Annotated in this window: 18 protein-coding genes; 6 read left to right on the top strand and 12 right to left on the bottom strand. The window is 56.2% G+C overall.

The features are described from left to right. Window positions 1-6 precede the first annotated feature (6 nt). Window positions 7-4266: a DUF3971 domain-containing protein gene (locus ACOVRA_RS12145; protein WP_421720520.1), complete on the bottom strand. Its 4260-nt coding sequence runs from the start codon at window positions 4264-4266 to the stop codon at window positions 7-9. Between ACOVRA_RS12145 and bcp the strand changes: the two genes are divergently transcribed. Beyond that, the gene (gene bcp / locus ACOVRA_RS12140) at window positions 4265-4735 is read left to right on the top strand and encodes a thioredoxin-dependent thiol peroxidase (protein WP_421720519.1); all 471 of its coding nucleotides are present in this window, start codon (window positions 4265-4267) and stop codon (window positions 4733-4735) included. The genes ACOVRA_RS12145 and bcp overlap by 2 nt on opposite strands. Before the next feature lie 99 nt (window positions 4736-4834). Then, window positions 4835-5458, top strand: coding sequence for a bactofilin family protein (locus ACOVRA_RS12135; RefSeq protein WP_421720518.1), 624 nt, complete (start codon window positions 4835-4837; stop codon window positions 5456-5458). A 23-nt stretch (window positions 5459-5481) separates the two neighbouring features. Here ACOVRA_RS12135 and ACOVRA_RS12130 read toward each other — a convergent pair whose 3' ends face one another. From ACOVRA_RS12130 to ACOVRA_RS12115, 4 genes are read right to left on the bottom strand one after another with little or no spacing between them, the layout of a single operon-like run. Beyond that, a complete protein-coding gene (locus tag ACOVRA_RS12130; RefSeq protein ID WP_421720517.1) occupies window positions 5482-6420 on the bottom strand; it encodes a hypothetical protein in 939 nt (312 codons plus the stop codon). 36 nt (window positions 6421-6456) lie between these two features. Next, window positions 6457-7452: an alpha/beta fold hydrolase gene (locus tag ACOVRA_RS12125; RefSeq protein ID WP_421720516.1), complete on the bottom strand. Its 996-nt coding sequence runs from the start codon at window positions 7450-7452 to the stop codon at window positions 6457-6459. Window positions 7453-7465: 13 nt separating this feature from the next. After that, window positions 7466-7777, bottom strand: a complete 312-nt coding sequence (locus ACOVRA_RS12120; RefSeq protein ID WP_421720515.1) for a DUF3253 domain-containing protein — start codon at window positions 7775-7777, stop codon at window positions 7466-7468. 4 nt (window positions 7778-7781) lie between these two features. After that, complete coding sequence (locus ACOVRA_RS12115) at window positions 7782-8933, bottom strand: acyl-CoA dehydrogenase family protein (protein ID WP_421720514.1); 1152 nt, start codon at window positions 8931-8933, stop codon at window positions 7782-7784. A 96-nt stretch (window positions 8934-9029) separates the two neighbouring features. Between ACOVRA_RS12115 and ACOVRA_RS12110 the strand changes: the two genes are divergently transcribed. Further along, on the top strand, window positions 9030-9476 hold the full coding sequence (locus tag ACOVRA_RS12110; protein ID WP_421720513.1) for a PaaI family thioesterase: 447 nt from the start codon (window positions 9030-9032) through the stop codon (window positions 9474-9476). Between the two features lie 353 nt (window positions 9477-9829). Beyond that, the gene (locus ACOVRA_RS12105; RefSeq protein WP_421720512.1) at window positions 9830-10336 is read left to right on the top strand and encodes a porin family protein; all 507 of its coding nucleotides are present in this window, start codon (window positions 9830-9832) and stop codon (window positions 10334-10336) included. A 78-nt stretch (window positions 10337-10414) separates the two neighbouring features. Here ACOVRA_RS12105 and ACOVRA_RS12100 read toward each other — a convergent pair whose 3' ends face one another. After that, window positions 10415-11065 (bottom strand): glutathione S-transferase family protein, encoded by a 651-nt coding sequence (locus ACOVRA_RS12100; RefSeq protein WP_421720511.1) that lies wholly within the window; start codon window positions 11063-11065, stop codon window positions 10415-10417. A gap of 3 nt (window positions 11066-11068) precedes the next feature. Then, a complete protein-coding gene (gene metG / locus ACOVRA_RS12095; RefSeq protein ID WP_421720510.1) occupies window positions 11069-12778 on the bottom strand; it encodes a methionine--tRNA ligase in 1710 nt (569 codons plus the stop codon). 751 nt (window positions 12779-13529) lie between these two features. On the opposite strand from metG, the gene dusA reads away from it, so the two are divergent. Continuing rightward, window positions 13530-14543: a tRNA dihydrouridine(20/20a) synthase DusA gene (dusA, locus tag ACOVRA_RS12090; protein ID WP_421720509.1), complete on the top strand. Its 1014-nt coding sequence runs from the start codon at window positions 13530-13532 to the stop codon at window positions 14541-14543. Further along, a complete protein-coding gene (locus ACOVRA_RS12085) occupies window positions 14543-15367 on the top strand; it encodes a sulfite exporter TauE/SafE family protein (protein ID WP_421720508.1) in 825 nt (274 codons plus the stop codon). The genes dusA and ACOVRA_RS12085 overlap by 1 nt, the downstream gene beginning before the upstream one ends. Here ACOVRA_RS12085 and ACOVRA_RS12080 read toward each other — a convergent pair. From ACOVRA_RS12080 to ACOVRA_RS12060, 5 genes are all read right to left on the bottom strand, one after another. Next, the gene (locus ACOVRA_RS12080; RefSeq protein WP_421720507.1) at window positions 15364-15996 is read right to left on the bottom strand and encodes a hypothetical protein; all 633 of its coding nucleotides are present in this window, start codon (window positions 15994-15996) and stop codon (window positions 15364-15366) included. The two genes, ACOVRA_RS12085 and ACOVRA_RS12080, sit on opposite strands and share 4 nt — an antisense overlap. 18 nt (window positions 15997-16014) lie before the next feature. Continuing rightward, the gene (locus ACOVRA_RS12075; RefSeq protein ID WP_421720506.1) at window positions 16015-16623 is read right to left on the bottom strand and encodes a hypothetical protein; all 609 of its coding nucleotides are present in this window, start codon (window positions 16621-16623) and stop codon (window positions 16015-16017) included. A gap of 18 nt (window positions 16624-16641) precedes the next feature. Beyond that, entirely contained in the window at window positions 16642-17259 is a 618-nt protein-coding gene (locus ACOVRA_RS12070; RefSeq protein ID WP_421720505.1) for a hypothetical protein, read from the bottom strand. Between the two features lie 11 nt (window positions 17260-17270). After that, on the bottom strand, window positions 17271-17936 hold the full coding sequence (locus tag ACOVRA_RS12065) for a hypothetical protein (protein WP_421720504.1): 666 nt from the start codon (window positions 17934-17936) through the stop codon (window positions 17271-17273). 47 nt (window positions 17937-17983) lie between these two features. Then, window positions 17984-18429: cobalamin B12-binding domain-containing protein (locus ACOVRA_RS12060; RefSeq protein ID WP_421720503.1), on the bottom strand; the 446-nt coding region annotated here is incomplete at its 5' end.

The following is an 18429-nucleotide window of genomic DNA, read 5'->3' as shown; positions in this document are numbered from 1 at the left end:
TTAGGTTCAACTTTGAGGCGTTGCTTCGGCGTCTGTTCCGCTCACAGGTTCAGGTGGCGGTGGCACGACACTTGGAATGGCCGGTTTCTTCAGTCGCGGCGGCGGTTCCAAGGGTGCTTGGCTTTCGAACAATTTCCGCAAGAAGCCAGGTGCCAAGGCTGAAATCGGATTGGTGCGCAGTTTTGGGTTTGCTAAACTGCCTTGTGCAGTAAAGGTCATGCCTACCAGACCTTCATCCTGCCCGCCGCCCAATAGGCTACCAAACAACGGCATTTCGCCCAAGGCGCGGTTCAGACCGCCCGGTGTCGCAACACCGCGTATGTCCAGTTTTCCGTCTTCAAGGTCGACATAGCCAGACGCCTTAACCGTATAGGCCGCACCATCGGCCTTGCCGTCGCGCAGCGCGATGATGCCGCCATTCACCGTCATCGGCAAACGTACCAAGTCAAACAAGATTGGGCTTTGTTTTGCGGGGGTGTAAGAGACACCTTTAACTTTCACCATCAACGTGCCCGCGCTGTCAGCGCCGACAACTGGCAATTCGCCTTCAATAGTGCCTGTCCCACCGGTTAAGGGTGCGCCGGGGTAGATCAGGCCCGCAAAGAAGCCAGCGTCGGACAAATTGCCCACAATCGTCCGGCGACCATCTTGTTGCTGGCTCATCGCGACGCGCGTTTGCCCGGCAGGCGAGTTTCCCGTCATGGTCAGGGAGCGCCAGCCGTCCTGATCGCGCAAAATGCTTGCCTCAACATTGTCCAAAGCCGCCGATTGCCCCGTCGCAAGCCGTTTGATCGAAGCCGATAAATTGAGAGGGCGATCCAACAAATCGACGGTCCGCTCCGTCACGTCGCGTTTGATCAAAAACGGACTTAAATCAAGATAATCGCCCTTGGCGTTGACATTTAACCCATTGGAATCTTCAACAATGCGCAAGGCCAAATCCGCCGCGCGCGCGATGGCGATGCGGGAAAAATCCGCACCAATCAGATCCAGCTTCTCGGAGAAAACCAAATCACCACGAACATCTGCCCCTTTTGCCTTAAAGGTCAGCTGATTGGCTTCCCAACCGCCGGCATCGCGCATCGTAATGTGAGCCGTGGCTTGGCCTGCTTCCCCTTCTGGTTTGGTCCAGAGTGAGCCGGGCAACACCATCGTAGCCAAGTTAAAGTCGGCGTCTAAATCCGCACCGATCAGCTTGCTGCCTTTGGATTGCGCATCGAGTTTCAGCCGCACCGGACCGGTCGCATAGGCCGTCACGTCCACGCCGATTTGGATCAAGCTTGCCAAATCCACCATGCCGTCAGCCACCAGCCAGGTGCCGGGCTTTGGCGCTGTTTCGGGTTCTGATACCCAAGTAAAATCAAACGGATTGCCTGCGATCCAAGCCTGACCCTTCACATCCACTCGGCCATTATCAATGTCCAATTGAACGGTGCCATCATTGGCCTCTAAGCCTGCAAAGGCGTTTTGCAAACTGGCTTGCTCAAACTGTCCGCGCGCGCGCACCTTGACCGCGTCTTGTTGCAGCCGATCCGATAATGGCAAGCTTAAGTCCAATTCCAAATTGCCTTCGCCGTCCAATCTAGCGGGATCGAACTGGGCCTTTGAGAGCAGGCGCAAAGGCTCGCGGTCGGCTTCCTGCGCCATCAAGGCCACAGAACCCGACACCTTGGCATGCACCACACCTTCTGAATTCTTGGGCTGGAACTTCGGGATCGCAAAGGAAGAGTCAGAGAGGGTTAGCTCCCCCAATTTTCCGCCATCAATGTCCACATGGAAGCTATTGCCAGTGAGACGGGCGCGACCTGACACGTCGGTCAAAGCCGTCATTTGTGGCAGATATTGTAGGGTCGCGTCGCGGATATCAAAGTCCAAAGCAATCATGTCCGGCCCACCTGGCTGGCCCTTCAACAAGCCTGCTGGGATCCGCAGCACCAAGCGATCTGTTTCGCCAATACCTTCTTTGACCACATTGGCGATGGCGGTGCGCGTCTCGGGCAAGAAGCTCTTGGGCCACCCTGCCAGCAGGGATTCGACATCAATCTCGCCATCGATATCGGCATCCAGATTGACCATAGCAGAGCCGCGCCGTGCGAGCGCAACCTCTACCCCGCCTTGAACGGCGATACCGCGATGGTTCAATTGGACGGCTGACAACCGAACGCCGCGCGGTAAGATATCGCCCACCATGTCCACGTCTGTTGCCACAAACGGTCGCGACAATTGGTTAGGGTTTGTTAGGGTCAAAGTCGGCGTCTTGAGCCACGCTTCCGTCAAGCCCTCTGAGCTCAACTTACCTGCGAGCGCCACAGATCCAGTGGCAATCGAAACAACCGGATTGTTGAAAGCAAAACTGTCCGCCGAGAAGCCTGTGAGGTCAAAAACCCCATCCTTGGTTCGGGTGGCTTCAACAGCAAGATTGGCCCCTGCAAGCCCCAGACCACGCATGCCAGACTGGCTGGTCGTCATGGAACCGACGCGCGCAACAATCTGGCCAGAACCGGCGGAATCCGTGCCGCTCCATTGAAGGGCCAAGCCACGCCCATTGGTTTGGGGGATTATAAGCCCGCGGCCTGACAAGTTTAGACTGGCGAGATTGGCTTGTGCATTCCAAGGGCTGCTGGCCGATGCGCGATCCAGCGTCACATCAACGCCCGCTCCACCGCCAAATGTACCCTGCCGATCGCCCAATGAGAGGCGAGCAGACTTTGCCGTAATGCTGACTTTGCCACCAGCAAAAATACCAAGCGGTTCACCTTTGCCTTGAGTGCCACGAGGCCCACTGGTCAGGATTTTGATCTCTGCGTCCAAGAGTTTCGCGCTTGTTGAATTTGGATGCGACAAGCCAAATCCTTGCGCAACAAGATCCGCGGAAATCAGGTGCATATCTTCGGAAACTAAGACCTTACCGCTCGCCCCTTCGCCTTCAACGCCACCCGCATTTGGCGCGTCTAAGGAAAAGGACTTCGCCGCAAATTCTAAGCGGCGCTGCCCCGCAATAGCGGGGTAGAATTGACCACTTACACCTGTCGCTTGGATCCGGTCACTGACAACATCGAGGCGGTCTAAACGGATAATGCCGGTGCTTTCTGCCCAAGCGCCTGTGCCTTCAGCCCGCTCGACCGCCACGCCTCCGGCACGTCCGCGTCCAAGCCGTAATGTGCCTTGGACGGATATCGGACTGCCCTCGGGTGTCAAATAGACCATAGCGCGGCCACTCAAAGGGCTGGTCCAACTGGCGAGTTGTTCCAAACTCTGCCCACGCAGACTAAGCGGCAGTTGGGCAAAGCGCATGTCTTGCAGTTGCGCCACCAGAGCCAGCGCACCGTCTTCTGCTGGCGGCGCCGCAATTGCTACATTCATGCTCGAGTTAGACTTCTCAATCTTACCAGAGGCTTGCAAAGTAATGATGCCCGCGGCACTGCGGAACAGGCCGGCGCGCGCGCGCTCTAGTATCAGCCGCTGGCCGCTGTCTGGATCGATCATTTGTAACCGGGCGTCGGTCAGCACGACTTGGGCCACACGCCCTGCTTGACCCTTGGGGTCAAGGGCTTTGCGGGTTGCCTTCAATATCCGCGCGAGGCCGCCATCTTCGCCTTTGATACGCGGCAGCGCCAATACTTCTTCTGCCGAGCCAAACCCGAAGGCGGTGCGGCCCTGTTTGTCGACCACCAGAACGGCCTCAACGCCAGACAAGCGGGCCTGCTTAACCACAGCCCGACCAATTAGGAGCGACGGCGCATCGAGCGTTAGATCCACTTTCCCCAGACGCAAAGGCGAAGTTCTCTGGTCCGTTCTGGCTGTGATTTGGCTCGCTAAAACCACAAAGTCGCGCGCCTGTTGGTCCCAGCCTAACCGAAGAGACCCAATCTTGGTTTGCCCGCCGACGAGACGGCTGAGCGAGTCTTCGACAAAGGGAGTCGTGGCTGAGATGGAAACTGTGCCAATCGACAAGCGCCACGCCAGATAGCCCGCAAACAAACCCGAAAGCGCCAGAGCCACCGTCGCGCTTTCCATCCAAAACCGGGAATGACGGGTTTGGCTTAACGGCTTTTTTGTCCGCTTCGCGACGACAGTCCCGCTTGGTGTTTCTTCAAACTCTGGCGCGATCTGCTTTGCACGTTTCTTGTCACGTGATTGCCGCACTTTTGTGGAAGAAGCCTCTTGCCCGCGAGGTGGCCCGTCCGCGGCTTGCAAGCCAGCGGCCTCAGGCTTATCTGCCTGAACACGGCGCTTTCGGCGCGAACGGATCGGATTTAGCACCATGAGTGAAATTGCAATTGGCCAATTGGCCCCTGACTTTGAGATGCCGACAGATGGCGGCGCAACCGTGGCCTTGTCTGGTTTGAAAGGAAAGAGCGTTGTCCTGTATTTTTATCCAAAAGACGACACCTCGGGCTGCACAAGCCAAGCCATTGCCTTCACCGAGAACATAGACAAGTTTCGTGCCCTTTCGTGCGAAGTCATTGGAGTCTCCAAGGATAAAGTCGCTAGCCACGACAAGTTTAAGGCAAAGTATGACTTAGATGTGACCTTAGCATCAGATTTTGGCACAGAGATATGTGAAGCCTATGGCGTCTGGGTTGAAAAGAGCATGTATGGTCGCAAATATTTCGGGATCGAACGCGCAACCTTCCTGATTGATAAAAATGGAACGGTCGTAAACATCTGGCGGAAAGTAAAAGTTCCCGGTCATGATGAAGCTGTTCTAAAGGCAGTGCAAGAATTGGTGTAATTCCTAAGGGAATACACACCAAACAGGATTTCGGGTGTTGCGTGACACTCCGGCATGCGTAACAAGGGCGCGAGATCGCCAATCTAAGGGAAGAAAACGATGGCCTTTTGGAATGCTAAATCCAAAGAATCCTATGTTGAAACGGAAACCGTTGCTGTGCCTGCACCACGGAATGACCCCCCGGCGATCGCCGTTGTGGCACCAAGCCCAAAGCCTGCCGCGTCAGTGGTGGCAGCTGGCGCAGTCGTCAGCGGCTCGCTCTCCTCACCCGGTGACGTCCATATCGAAGGCATCGTAATTGGTGACGTACGTTGCGACACCTTGGTTGTGGGCAAGAATGGCGAAGTTAAGGGCAATGTGATCAGCGAAATCGCGACCATCCGCGGCCGGGTTTCCGGCGATGTACGGGCGCGCATGATCCAATTGGCAACCTCTGGCTCTATCGATGGCGATTTGACCCATGCGATATTGATCATCGAAGAGGGTGGTCAATTTGAAGGTCGTTCCAAGCGCTCGGCAGACCCCCTCGCCGGTCCGTCGATTGAAACAACCCATATCGAGGAAAAAGCCACCGCAGAACGGCCAGCTAAAAAAGCAAAGGCACCTGCGGCAAAAGCCCAAACGTCTGCTGCAGCCGAAACAAAAGCACCCGTCGCCAATGAAGAAGCCCCGCGCTCTAGCCTTGCGGATGCTTTGGGCGATGCCTTTGCGGTGAATGCCTAATTCTTGATGCGGAACGCAAAGGCCTAAGCCGGCGCAGAGACCACAATATAGCGCGCGCTTAATTGCCCGGCACGGACCGCGGCGGCGCGCGCTTTCCACGTGACAATCGAATGCAGGGCAAGGCTAGCTGCCTCTTGCCCGCCAGCCTTGATTAGGGCGGCTTGGCGCTTGTTAAAGTCCTTGCCGATCACGGACCAGCACGAGCTGATCGCGGCCAAGAAGTTCAAATTGCACTCCGCTTCTGAGACGATGGTCAAACCAGCGGCTTGGGCTGCTTCTTTGAACACGTCCACCGGTGTAAACGCCCGATTCTCGATCCCTTTGGCGAGGTCAAGAGAGGCTTCGCCCTCGGCTGAGAACAGGTCAAACCAGATCGCCTGACCACCGGGCTTTAGAAGCCGCAGGATCGAAAAAGCCCCGCGCTCAGCCCGCTCGGTGCCGCCACCTTGGAACAACAGCATTGCAAGCTCGGCTTGGCGCTCTGCGAGGCCTGCCAATTGCCCGTTATAGGGTTTGGCGACGTAATTTTTGCGCGACTTGCTTTTTTTGACAGCCTTATCCGCCAATCCACGAATGGTGGGGTCGGATTCGTAGGCCGTCAATTTGACCCCAAATTGCTCGAGGAGTGTCCGGCTGATCAGACCGCTGCCGGCACCGATGCATGCGAGGGTCGCGTCTTTCTTGGCCCCCACAGCTGTGCCCAATTGCGCCGTCAGATCGAGCGAAGTTGGGAAGTTCCGGTCCGGTCCCCACATGATGTGACTGGCTGTAACATAAAGCTTTTTGTGTTTCGCACTGAGCTTACCCGGCTCATTCTGCGCCTCAATTTCGGCCTTGATTGCCTCTAAGTCCGGTGGATCGCCGCCATCCCACCAAGCCACCAAGCGGGCACGGGTTTGCGCCAAAGTTACGGGGTCGAACTTCGGCAACGCAGGTAGAGGCAGAGCGATCTTCAAAGCCATGGTGAAAGAATTAGCAAAACAGGCTTAACGAGTTCCTTATTTTGCCGCTCTACCAATGGGTCCAAGGTTTGAGGGCAAGGCCCCCTTTGGGTCGACGATAAAAGCTGCGACATCGGCCCAAACACGTTCTGCCTGCAGGTCCCGCGTCAACATATGATAGCCATCGGGATATTCTACCGTGCGTACGGTCGGCGGAAGCTTTGCAACAGTCGCCGTCAAAGCCGGACGAGGAATAATCTGATCGCGTGCGCCATAGAGCACTAAGGTCTGTGGGGGCAATTTATCAGCTGCCCGATATGCCTTTTCCATCAAACGAACCAAGCCATAAACCGCATCTAGGCGCGTTGCGAAAATCATATTGGGGTCGCGGCCCAAACGGCGCAGCATTTCGATATTGTCTGACGCCGTAATGGTGCGCGTTACCGTTCGGGGCGGATCGAAGGGCTTACGCGAAACGGGTAGATGCGCCGTGGTCCACAAAGAAACCCGGTAAGCCAAGGGCAGATTAGACCAGCCCCAAACCGCAGGCGCGATCAGGACAAGGCGATCGGCTGCAATCCCTTCAGCTTCACCCGCTGCGGCCAGAATCGTTGCAGCCCCCATACTTTCACCGACCGCCACAATCTGTGCCCCCGGATGGGCCGCGCGCGCCGCCTGTAAGGCCGTGCGCAGATCCTTGATCATCAGGGCCTCATTGCCCCACACCCCACGTTGGGGTGAGCGTCCAAAGCCGCGAGCATCGTAAGCATAGGTCGTGATGCCTCGGGCCGCCCAATAGGGCGCTGCTGTTTCAAAGGCACGCGCATAATCATTCATGCCGTGCAGCGCGACGATGACAGCCTTTGGTTCCGGCGTTTGCGCCTGCCAAGTCGAAAGCCCCAGCGCCGTGCCATCGAAACTGACAAACTGGGTTGGGGTAAAGCGCGGACCTTGGTAGCCGGGCCCTGGAATCTGCGCGCTCTGCCGCACGGGTGTACACGCGGCCAGCAAGACGCCGATTAGGCCGAGCGAGGCTGTGGCCCATCGCCTCAAACTTTGCCGAAGCTTAGTCAGCGACCACGCTCGCATCATCAGGCTCGACATCAGATGGGGTCACAACTGGCACTTCGCCCGGAACGCCCAAGCGATACACCCCTTTAAAGCCATTGGGATCAATGACTTTGCCCTTGCGGTAAATACTGATTTGGCCAGATCGCGCCAAATGGATTGCTGCTTGGCGGACCGATGGCAGACGCTTGCGCCAGCCGTCTGGGTCTTCTCCGGTATAGACGGCGCGTGCAGCTTCGGTTGGGTCGATGGTGCGGCCTTTTTTAGAGGCGGCGATCAGGGCGAGAATGGCGGCTTCTTCCGGGCTCATGTTTTTAGGTCCTCGCCGCTTTCATCATCTCGCGCGCGATGACGATTTGTTGGATCTGGCTAGTGCCCTCATAAATGCGGAAGATGCGCACATCGCGGTAGAAACGCTCAATGCCATAATCGGCAACATAGCCTGCCCCGCCGAAAATCTGTACTGCCCGGTCGGCGACACGACCGACCATTTCTGAGGCATAATATTTGGCCGCTGCGGCTTCCAACGTGATGGATTGGCCGGAATCGCGCAGGCGCGCCGCATCCAGCACCATAGACTTGGCTGCATAAGCTTCGGTCTTGGAATCCGCTAACATGGCCTGGATCAATTGGTGTTCGGCAATGGGCTTGCCAAATTGCTGCCGCTCCATCGCATAGGTCAGACTGTCCGCAATCAAGCGCTCAGCCACACCGACGCAGACCGACGCAATGTGCAAACGCCCCCGGTCGAGGACTTGCATGGCAACTTTAAAGCCCTCGCCCTCCCCGCCCAAGCGGTTTTCAACTGGCACTTTGACATTGTCAAAATAGACTTCGCAAATATGGGCACCTTGCTGACCCATCTTCTTTTCAGGCTTGCCAATGCTAAGGCCCGGGCTATCGCGCTCCACGAGGAAGGCGGTGACACCTTTAGCCCCTTTCACGTCAGGGCTTGTGCGCGCCATGACCGTAAATAGGCCGGCTTTATTGGCATTGGTGATGTAACGTTTGGAGCCATTCATCACATAATGGTCCCCCTCCAGCCGCGCCGTGGTTTGCACGGCTGCTGAATCAGAGCCGGCTTCGGCTTCGGTCAAACAAAAGCTGGTGACGATCTCGCCTGAGGCAATGCCGGGCAGATATTTTTGCTTTTGTGCCTCGGTGCCAAACATCACTAGGCCCTGCGCACCAATGCCGACATTGGTCCCAAAGCAGGAACGGAAGGCTGGGCTGGTGCGGCCCAGCTCAAACGCCACCCGACATTCTGCCTCCATCGACAGCTCCAGCCCGCCATACTCGGCAGGAATCGTCAGACCATAAAGGCCCAATTCCTTCATCTGTGCGACGATGGCGTCGGGCACGGCATCTTCCTCAGAGACTTGAGCCTCAATGGGGCGCAGCTTTTCCGCCACAAAGCGGGCAACTAAGCTCACCAGCTCTTGGGTCGTCTCAGAATCATAGGCCATTGGCATCTCCTCAAGCAGGCATTCTTGTATTATTCGCTCAGCACTTTAAGACCCAACCCACCCTCCTGACGAGACCTAAAAGAAAGCCTGTTGCACATGAGCGAGAATACGCCTTCCAAGCCGCAATTAGTAACAGAGGGTGCGTTTGCAAACTGGTCCACCTGGGGAAATGGGTCTGACCCGTTTGAGACCTTAACTGGCCCCTTTTATATGAAGCCCCTGCCAGAGGGTGGATACATTTGTGCCTTTATGCCGGAAGAACGTCATTGCAATGGCATGGGCAATATTCATGGTGGTTGCTTAATGACCTTTGCCGACTTTGCGCTCTTTGCCCATTGTCATGACTATATGAATGAACAACCCTGCGTGACGATGCAGTTTGAGAGCCAATTTGTTGGCGGGGCGAAGGCCGGTCTCTTGATCGAATCAACGGCGGAAATTGTGCGGGCGACGCGCACCATGTTGTTTGTCCGTGGCGTGTTGAGCCAAGAGAGCAAACCCGTGCTCGCCTATTCGGCAATCCTTAAACGCATAGGCATGTGATCGTTCCATGCAGTTTTGCATGTTCCATCTGACACAAATTCGGGGCAATTGCGGCACGAATTGGGCGAAATCGGTATGCATTTACCCTCGGTTCATCTGAGGGACAAGGTTCCGCCACAATCTGTATCTTATTGATCACACTGCTTATTTGCACTCCCAACATGACAGAATGGTCACTTGCGAAAGCAGGGTGAGAGCCCCTACCTTTGTCCTGTCGAAAGGCTCTCCTCCCCCTTTAGACGACCGACAAAGAGCGGCGTCACACCTCGGGAGCCTTTGGATCAACTAGCGATCGTCTCTTAGCCAATCAGGCTTGTGAGATGTGGTCGCAGAACGAACAAAGGAACTAAATCATGCGTATTTTCGCTCTCGCCGTTTTGGCTGTTACCGCTTTCGCTTCGGCTCCTAGCTTTGCACAAGATGCAGCTGGTCAAGTCTATATCAATGGTGGCTACAACCACTTCCAATCCAAGACCTCTGACACTGGCACCGTGAACGGCCGCGTTGGCTATCAGATCACGCCAAACTTCGCCGTTGAAGGCGAAGGCGGTCTTGGCGTCAATGACGACAAGGTCAATGGCGTTACCGTCAAGACCCGTGGCACCTTGGGTGCGTTCGCCGTCGTCAGTGCACCCGTGGCGGAGCGTCTGTCGTTGATGGGTCGCGCCGGCTATGTTCACCAGTGGGCCGAAGCCAAAGCCGGCGGCGTAAAGGCTAAAGACGACGATGGCTCGTTCGCAATCGGCGTCGGTGGCCAATACATGCTGGACGATGCCAATGGCGTCCGCGTGGACTACACCCGCTATACCGAAGGCAAGGGCACTAACGGCTATGCCGTCAGCTATGTCCGTAAGTTCTAAAGCCAACGGGCTTTAGTCCTTAAGTCGAAGAAGCCTCTCCAGTCATGGGGAGGCTTTTTTGTTTGTTACCCACTGGCCTTAGGGCAAAGCCTTTACGCCATTGCGTGCAATGACGCGCTTGGTGGCGGCCAGATCGTCGACGCGCTTGGCGATCGTATAGAGCTTCGGCGCATGGGCCTGATACCAATCAGGCTTAGGCCGCCATTGGATCAGCATCCAAACATACAGATCAAGCGCGCTAAAGGTCTCGCCCAAGAACCACGGATGGCTGACTTGCTGCTCCAGATGGAGCATAAGACGCTTGCGGTGCTGGTCTGTTCGGGTTCGCAGCGGGCCCTCTTGGTCCTGATCGGCCCATTTCGCAGGATAATCGCCATACGTGAAGCTTGGATAGATTGCTGCATTGATAAACATCAGCCAGCGCCAGAACGACGGACGAAGACCACTTTCAAGCGTCGGGACCAGTTCAAGATCGGGCCGCGAGTCATGGATCGTCAGCATAATTGCCGCCGTTTCAGTCAAGACCGTCCCATTAGGAAAGACCAAGGTCGGCACTTGGCCTAGCGGGTTACTGGCATGCAGGCCATCGCTTTCAAGGCCATTATCGCCCCAGCCAACCACTTCCACCCGGAACCGGACACCAGCCATACCCAAGACGATTTCGGCCAGCATAGAACCGCCGCCATTGCCGACAAATAGGATCGGATCGGTCGCGTTTGTCGTCACCATGGCTTAGCCACCGCCACCAAATTGTTCCGCCCAAGCTGTCACCTGCTCATCCTCAATTTTGGCGAACAAGAGATCGGGGACCTGAGTTTGAAGCCCATGCGGCAAGGCGTCGAGCAGGCTTGCATCATCAGCATTGGGCCACATGCGATTCTTCTCAGGCACGCCAATCCCATCCAATATCCGCGCGGCAGCCTCTGGCACAAAGGGTTGAGCCAAGATTGCGAAAAGCGCGACGAGGTTCAGGCCCGTGCGAACGCCCACGGCAGCTAAGGCCTCATCCGTCTTAATCGCGGTCCAAGGGGCGGCTGTTTGCAGATATTCATTGCCCAATGCCCACAGCGCGCGGGTTTCCGCAGCGGCTTTGCGGAATTCCATCTCTTCATGGAAGGCGGTGATGGCCCCGATTTTGGCCGAGACTTCGGTCCATAACTTGGCTTCTGCTTCGCCTGCCACACCGATCTCAGGCACTTTGCCCTCGAACTTGGCAGCAGCGAACTTCATGATGCGATTGACGAAATTGCCGAGCACATTGGCAAGGTCGGAATTCACGGTGGCTTGGAAGCCTTCCAGCGTAAAGGCCGCATCAGAGCTTTCAGGCGCATTGGCCATCAGATACCAGCGCCAATAATCGCCACTGAGCAATTCCAGCGCTTGGTCCATGAAGATACCGCGCTTTTGGCTGGTCGAGAATTTCCCGCCATACCAGGTCAGCCAGTTAAACGCCTTCAGGCGATCAACCAATTTCCACGGCTCGCCCGAGCCTAGGATCGTGACGGGGAAAGAGACAGTGTGGAAGGCCACATTGTCCTTGCCCATTACCTGCACATAGGTGACGTCTTCGCCACCTTGGTCGGTCCGCCACCAGCGCTTCCAGTCGCCACCCGTGGCCAGCGCCCATTCTTCGGTCGCGGCGATATATTCGATGGGCGCGTCAAACCAGACGTAAAACACTTTATTTTCAAAGCCGGGCCGTGGCTTACCATCTTTCAAGACCGGCACACCCCAGGAAAGGTCGCGCGTGATCGCCCGGTCCTGCAAGCCCTCGTCAAGCCACTTGTAAGCGATGGAGCGCGCCAAATGCGGCCAGTCTTGAGCGGCATCGACCCAAGCGCGGATTTTGTCTTCCATCAGAGGCTGGCGCAAGAACAGGTGCGCCGTGTCGCGCACTTCAATATTGGTGGAGCCCGAAATTTTTGAGCGCGGATTCTTCAGTTGCGTGGGATCGAGCAAAGACCCGCAATTATCGCACTGGTCGCCGCGCGCATCCTCAAACCCACAGATTGGGCACGTCCCCTCCACATACCGGTCGGGCAAGAAGCGGGCATCATCGATGCAATAGACTTGCTTGGTGACGCGCTCTTCCAACAGGCCATTGGCTTCGAGCATTTCGGCAAAGTGCTGGGTCAGCGCATAGTTTTGCACGCTGGAGGAGCGGCCAAACCAATCAAACGACAGGGAATAACCGTCCCCTGCCCGGCGCTGAATGTCATGCTGCTCATCACAATAGGCCTTGGTTGACATGCCCGCTTCCGCCGCCGCCAATTCTGCAGGCGTGCCATGTTCGTCGGTCGCGCAGACAAACAAGACCTCATGACCTTGTAAGCGGCGGAAGCGAGCATGCACATCAGAAGGCAACATCGACCCCGCCAAATTGCCGAGATGCTTGATGCCATTGATATAAGGAAGCGCAGAAGTGATCAGATAACGAGCCATGATCTTGATGTAGGCGATTTGAGCGCGCCATCCAAGGCTTGGACCGCACAAGCCCCAGACAATACCGTCAGACAAAAAATAGGGCCGGCTGAACCGGCCCCAGTTTGGGCATCGTAGGGACGTTGGAGGCGTAGGGGCTGACGATGCCGGTTCGTTGAAAGGTGGTCCGACTAGTGGCGGTCAGAAGCGGCCATACCCAGAAGGCCAGAAGCGACAACAGAAAGCCAGGCGGCGACAATAAGGTTGATCATTTTGTTTATCCTTGGTGTGAAGCTCGGGGAGGAGCAGGTTTATGATGTGTTTTAGCGGCGAATTATGGAGGGTCGAAGGAGATGGCGTGGAGTGCGCTTGAAGTCTTAGCCGCGCTCAGCAGCGGCCATGGAAGCTAAACCTGCGCCTAAGAGGCTGAGCCAAGCGGTGATTGCGAGAGTGATCATGTTGATGTTCCTTTTGATTTCTTGAAGCGGGGAGGATTTTTGGGGGGGAGGTAGAATGTGGAAGATTTGACTTAGTTGCGTTCGGTGGCTGCCATCGTGGCCATGCCGGCACCCAAAGCGCTGAGCCAGATTGTGACGATAAAAGTGATCATGTTGGTTTCTCCTGTTGGTCTGTCGTTGTGTTTGTGCTGCACTGCTGTAGTGCATGGGTGTATTACTACTATAGCACACCACATGTGTCAAACACATTTTTCGCCCCTTGTGCATTTTTCTGCAGATTTGCGTTTTGGGGCTAAAAAAGGCATGGAGCGGCCATGACTTCCGACACACTCGACCGGCGCTTTTGCGTGGCCCCTATGATGGAATGGACAGACCGGCACTGCCGGGCGTTTCACCGTACGCTGTCCAAAGGCGCCCTACTCTATACAGAGATGGTCACGGCCGACGCTTTGATCCATGGCGATAGAAACCGCCTGATCGGTTTTGACCCAAGTGAACACCCCGTCGCGATACAAATTGGTGGCTCTGATCCCCGCAAGCTTGCTGAAGCTGCGAAGATTAGCACGGACTTTGGCTATGGGGAGATAAATCTTAATGTTGGCTGTCCGTCAGACCGCGTGCAGTCGGGCCGGTTTGGTGCCTGTCTCATGCGTGAGCCGGAACTGGTGGCGGAATGCGTCAGCGCCATGCAGGCGGCCACACACTTACCCGTCACGGTGAAGAATCGTTTGGGCGTGGATGAACAAGACCCGCGCGAAAGCTTGTTTGGCTTTGTGGAGACCGTGGCCAAGGCAGGCGTGACTGTGTTTGTTGTCCATGCGCGCAAGGCGATCCTGAAAGGTCTATCGCCCAAGGATAATCGCGAGATCCCGCCCTTAGATTATGGTCTGGTGCGCGAGCTCAAAGCCGCCCACCAGCACCTCACCATCATCTTGAATGGTGGGATAAGTAGTATCGAACAGGCCCAAGTAGTGGTCGCAGGTCTGGATGGTGTCATGCTGGGCCGGGCCGCTTATCATGACCCTGCCCTTCTGGGTCGGGTGGATCGTGAGATTTTGGGCTATGATGGCGCGATTATCCGCCCAGAAGAAGCCTATCGTGCCTATCGGCCTTATGTAGAGCGGCGCTTGGCCGAGGGTGTGCCCTTGCATGCCATCACCCGCCATATGCTGGGCCTGTTTGCGGGAAAGCCCGGGGCACGCATGTTCCGGCGGCAATTGGGTGAAGAGAGCCGCGCCGGAGCTGGCATTGAAGTTTACGATCGCGCGCTGGAACTGATTGAGCGCGAAGCGACCCGCTTTGCCAATCGCGGCGAGATCGCGGCCTGATGCCGCCAATCCAAGACCTTGTCATTCTGGTTGCAGCTATGGCCGGGGCTGGCGTGTTTGCGGGCCTGATCGCAGGCCTGTTTGGTGTAGGGGGCGGGACCGTCCTTGTCCCTGCCCTATTTTATGCGTTTGGCGTGTTTGGATTGGGGGGGGAAGCCAATCTGCATGTGGCCGTGGGCACCAGCCTTTCAACCATCATTACCACCTCACTGCGCTCGGTCGCTGCCCACCGCAAGCATGGGGCGGTGGATGAGGCGGTCCTCAAGGGTTTCATTCCTTGGATTGCTTTAGGTGCCATTATTGGGGCCGTGATGGCGGGCTTTGCCGATAAGGCAACCCTTGGCCTGATTTATGGGGCCTTTGCCATTGCCTTGGCCGCCTATATGGGCCTTGGCAAGGAGAGTTGGACGATTATGCGCGACGTCCCCACCGGACCCGCGCGGGCCGGAATTGGTACAAGCCTTGGTGCCGTTTCCGCCTTGATGGGCATAGGTGGCGGGGCCTTTGGTTCCGCCATTATGACCTTGGCAGGGAGACCCATCCATCAAGCGGTGGCGACCGCTTCAGGTTTTGGCGTCGCCATCGCCGTGCCTGCAACCTTGGGCTTTATCCTGATGGGCTGGGGCGTCGACGGCAGACCGCCACTGTCGCTCGGCTATATCAATGTGCCCGGTTTCATCATTTTAGCGCTCTTGACCGGCGCCGTTGCCCCCTATGGTGCCAAGCTCGCCCACCGCTTAGACAAGACCATGCTGCGCCGGGTATTCGGGGCCTATCTGGCCTTTACGGCGCTGGCGGTGGTTATCAAGGCGCTGGTGACTTAAGGCGTCGGCCTCTTCTGCCAGTCATTTTCCACCACGTTTGGGGCGGCCATTGGGTGGTCTTTAATTGGAATTTGGTGCCCCTGCTGGGCGCGGAGGTCCAGGATCCAGCTCAATCTTTCTTGCGCGGCGGAGATCCCCGATGCAAGTCCGAAGATTGCTACCAAAACAAAGATTTCAACGAAGTAGACATCAGCAACCCCACCTCGGAATCGGCCACCAGCTAGGTCATAAAACAATGCAAGCGGAAAGACAGCCAAACAGGCGTAAAAAATTATCTTAATCACGCGGCTGACGCGAGTTCGCACAGGGGGAATTCCGCTTTGAAGCAACACATTTCGCCCGCCAGTTCGTTTCGCCAGACTGTTCCCAATCGCATAAATCAGCACCACCGCAATGAAAACAAACGCCAGTGAAAATTCAGATGTTCCGAGGTGGGAATTGCTTGGGCTCTGTCTCCGCACACTGAATTGATAGATGAAGCCAACAAACATAAGGAACGACGCCATCCCCGCAATCGCGCCGATGGCCTCCGCGATGGCGCAGGTAATCCGCGTCTCCACATCGGGCGCTAAGGGCCGCTTATCGGTCCAGAACAGGATTTTTTGCGGGCTGGGGTGTTTGTTAGACATGAGGGAAACTTCGCTGGATCATTTGGCTGGCCGTTGATACCAAGCGGGTTGGGACGCCGTGGTTTCATCGTCATCATTGCGTAGTAGCAGCTTATGGCCTTGCTTTACTCGCAGTTCGAGAATCCAGCGGGCTCTAACGATAATTGAGCTTCCGTAGCTTGCCAGCGCACACACGGTGTAAAGACCGGCCAATTCTGCGAGATAGGAATCGCTACGCTCGGCACGGTTCAGCACCAGAAGTACGACGTTCACCATCAGGCAAGCTAGGGCAGACATCGCTATCACCAAAAGAATTCGGCTCAAACGGGTCTGATCTGAGGGGGTGCCACTTTGAAAAACCGAACGTGGAAACCATTTGTCTGCGCCAGTCACGCTCACGAACACGAGACCGACTGCCAGCGTCATTAAGAGTGGGCCAAACATAGATCGCGCCAATGAAAAATCTTCTGTTTCCCCAGCTCGAATTAGGAACAGGAAACCGATGAACGTCAAACTGCTCACCACTTGGGCAGCAGCCACCCCAATCTCCGCAATCGCACAGGTGATTTTGGTTTCCACATCGGGCGCTAAGGGCCGCTTATCGGTCCAGAACAGGATTTTTTGCGGGCTGGGGTGTTTGTCAGACATGGGGGAAACCTCGATTTTTCATTTCGCTGGCCGTTGATACCAAGCTGGCTCGACGTTCGGATCAATCTCGTCCCTTTCAGTACCCCGCGCTAACATATGGCCCTGCTCTGCCCGCAGATCGAGAACCCATTGGATACGTTCTTGGATCGAGCGTAAGCTCCACAGAAGCATCAGGAACGCACTTGCAAGTAGCGCGAGGTTACTGGCGTCATTTTGTTCGCTTAGCGGGCCATTTGGCCGCCATAGGTCAAAGACCAAAGCAAATGCGCAGCCCACCACCGCCACCATACCCACACCGAGAGCATCGGAAACATAGGTTCGATGCCTCGGAATACCGCTTTGGTAAGGTCTTGGTCCGATTTTGCTATTTGCAGTGAGCATTCCGATGACTGCAAGTATGAAGACAACAACCAGCAGAACACTCAAAAAATCAAATAGGGGACTATCTCTGAACGACGCGATCATGCTGATAGGAAGGCAAAACTGGAACACGCTCCAGAACCCCATGCTGACACCATGGATAATCTCTTGCACCGCCGCATTGATCTTGTCGTCAATGGTTGGACCAAGCGGGCGAGAATCCTTGAAGAACAGAAACTTTCGGACTTCGGCCGTGTGGCTAACAGGTTCGGTCATACTACCCCTCCCTATAAAGTCTGCGCCCAGCTGGGCAGTTGGGGTTCTTGTTCGGCTTGTTTGGTGATGCGTTGGCCCGTTGAAAGTTCGACGACGCCCTCCCCTCGGCGGATGTCCTTAATCCACGCCAGCGTTTCTAGACCAGCGGCAATTCGTGACAGGGCAACAAAAGCACCCGCAATTAGAGTACCCATTGCCAAAATGCCAAAGTCGGACTTTAAGACCTTCTCCCACTCGGGACCCTGATTGAATGCCGAGATAATTGGGACTGAGAATGTGGAGATAAAGGCTGCGACCCCAACGATCGCCAAAAGGCTCGACGGCGCATGCCAACGTACTTCTCGATCCGTGACCAAAGAGACCTTTGGCCATGGCTGAACTCGAAGCGTCCATACGATGCAAGAAAACAGAAGCAGCACTCCAAGACCCATTTGTACAAAGAAAAGGACAGCCTGCTCTTCGGTGGCCATTGTGAACCACGCCAAGTTTAACATACCGATCGCAACGACCGATAAGCCGTGAGATGCCCCCGCAAAGCAGTGTTGCACCTCTAGCAATCCTGCCGTGATTTTCTCCTCGGGCGTTTGGGCGACTTCGACACCCGGAAGATATTTCCTTTTGCCCACTCCCGCCTCCAATCCCACAACACCTTGAATAGTGCCCGAGGCTAAGGCCAATCGCGTGATCTGGCAACCTAGGATTTGCGCGAGTCGGAAAGCCCTACTTATACCAATTGATCGACCCGCGTGGCGACAATATCGACCAAATCGCCCATGATTTCCGTGATTTTGAAGTCCTTGGGCGTGTAGACGGCGGCGACGCCAAATTGCTTCAGCGCGCGGGCATCTTCTGGCGGGATGATGCCGCCGACGACCACTGGTACATGCTCCAGTCCTGCTGCCCGCATACGGGCCACCACATCGCGCACGAGGTCGAGGTGTGAGCCTGAGAGGATCGACAGACCCACCGCATGGGCCTTCTTTTCCAACGCGCGGGCCACGATTTCTTCCGGCGTCATGCGGATGCCTTCATAAGTCACATCCATGCCGACAGCGCGGGCGCGGGTGGCGATTTGTTCGGCCCCGTTTGAATGGCCATCAAGGCCGGGCTTGCCCACCAAAAAGGCCAAGCGACGGCCCAGTTTCTCGCTGATGTCATCGACCTTTTTCG

It is taken from the genome of Aquidulcibacter sp. (assembly GCF_049239865.1).
GTDB lineage: Bacteria > Pseudomonadota > Alphaproteobacteria > Caulobacterales > Aquidulcibacteraceae > Aquidulcibacter.
The sequence above is the reverse complement of the archived record's forward strand: the minus strand, read 5'-3'. Positions and strand labels throughout refer to the sequence as shown.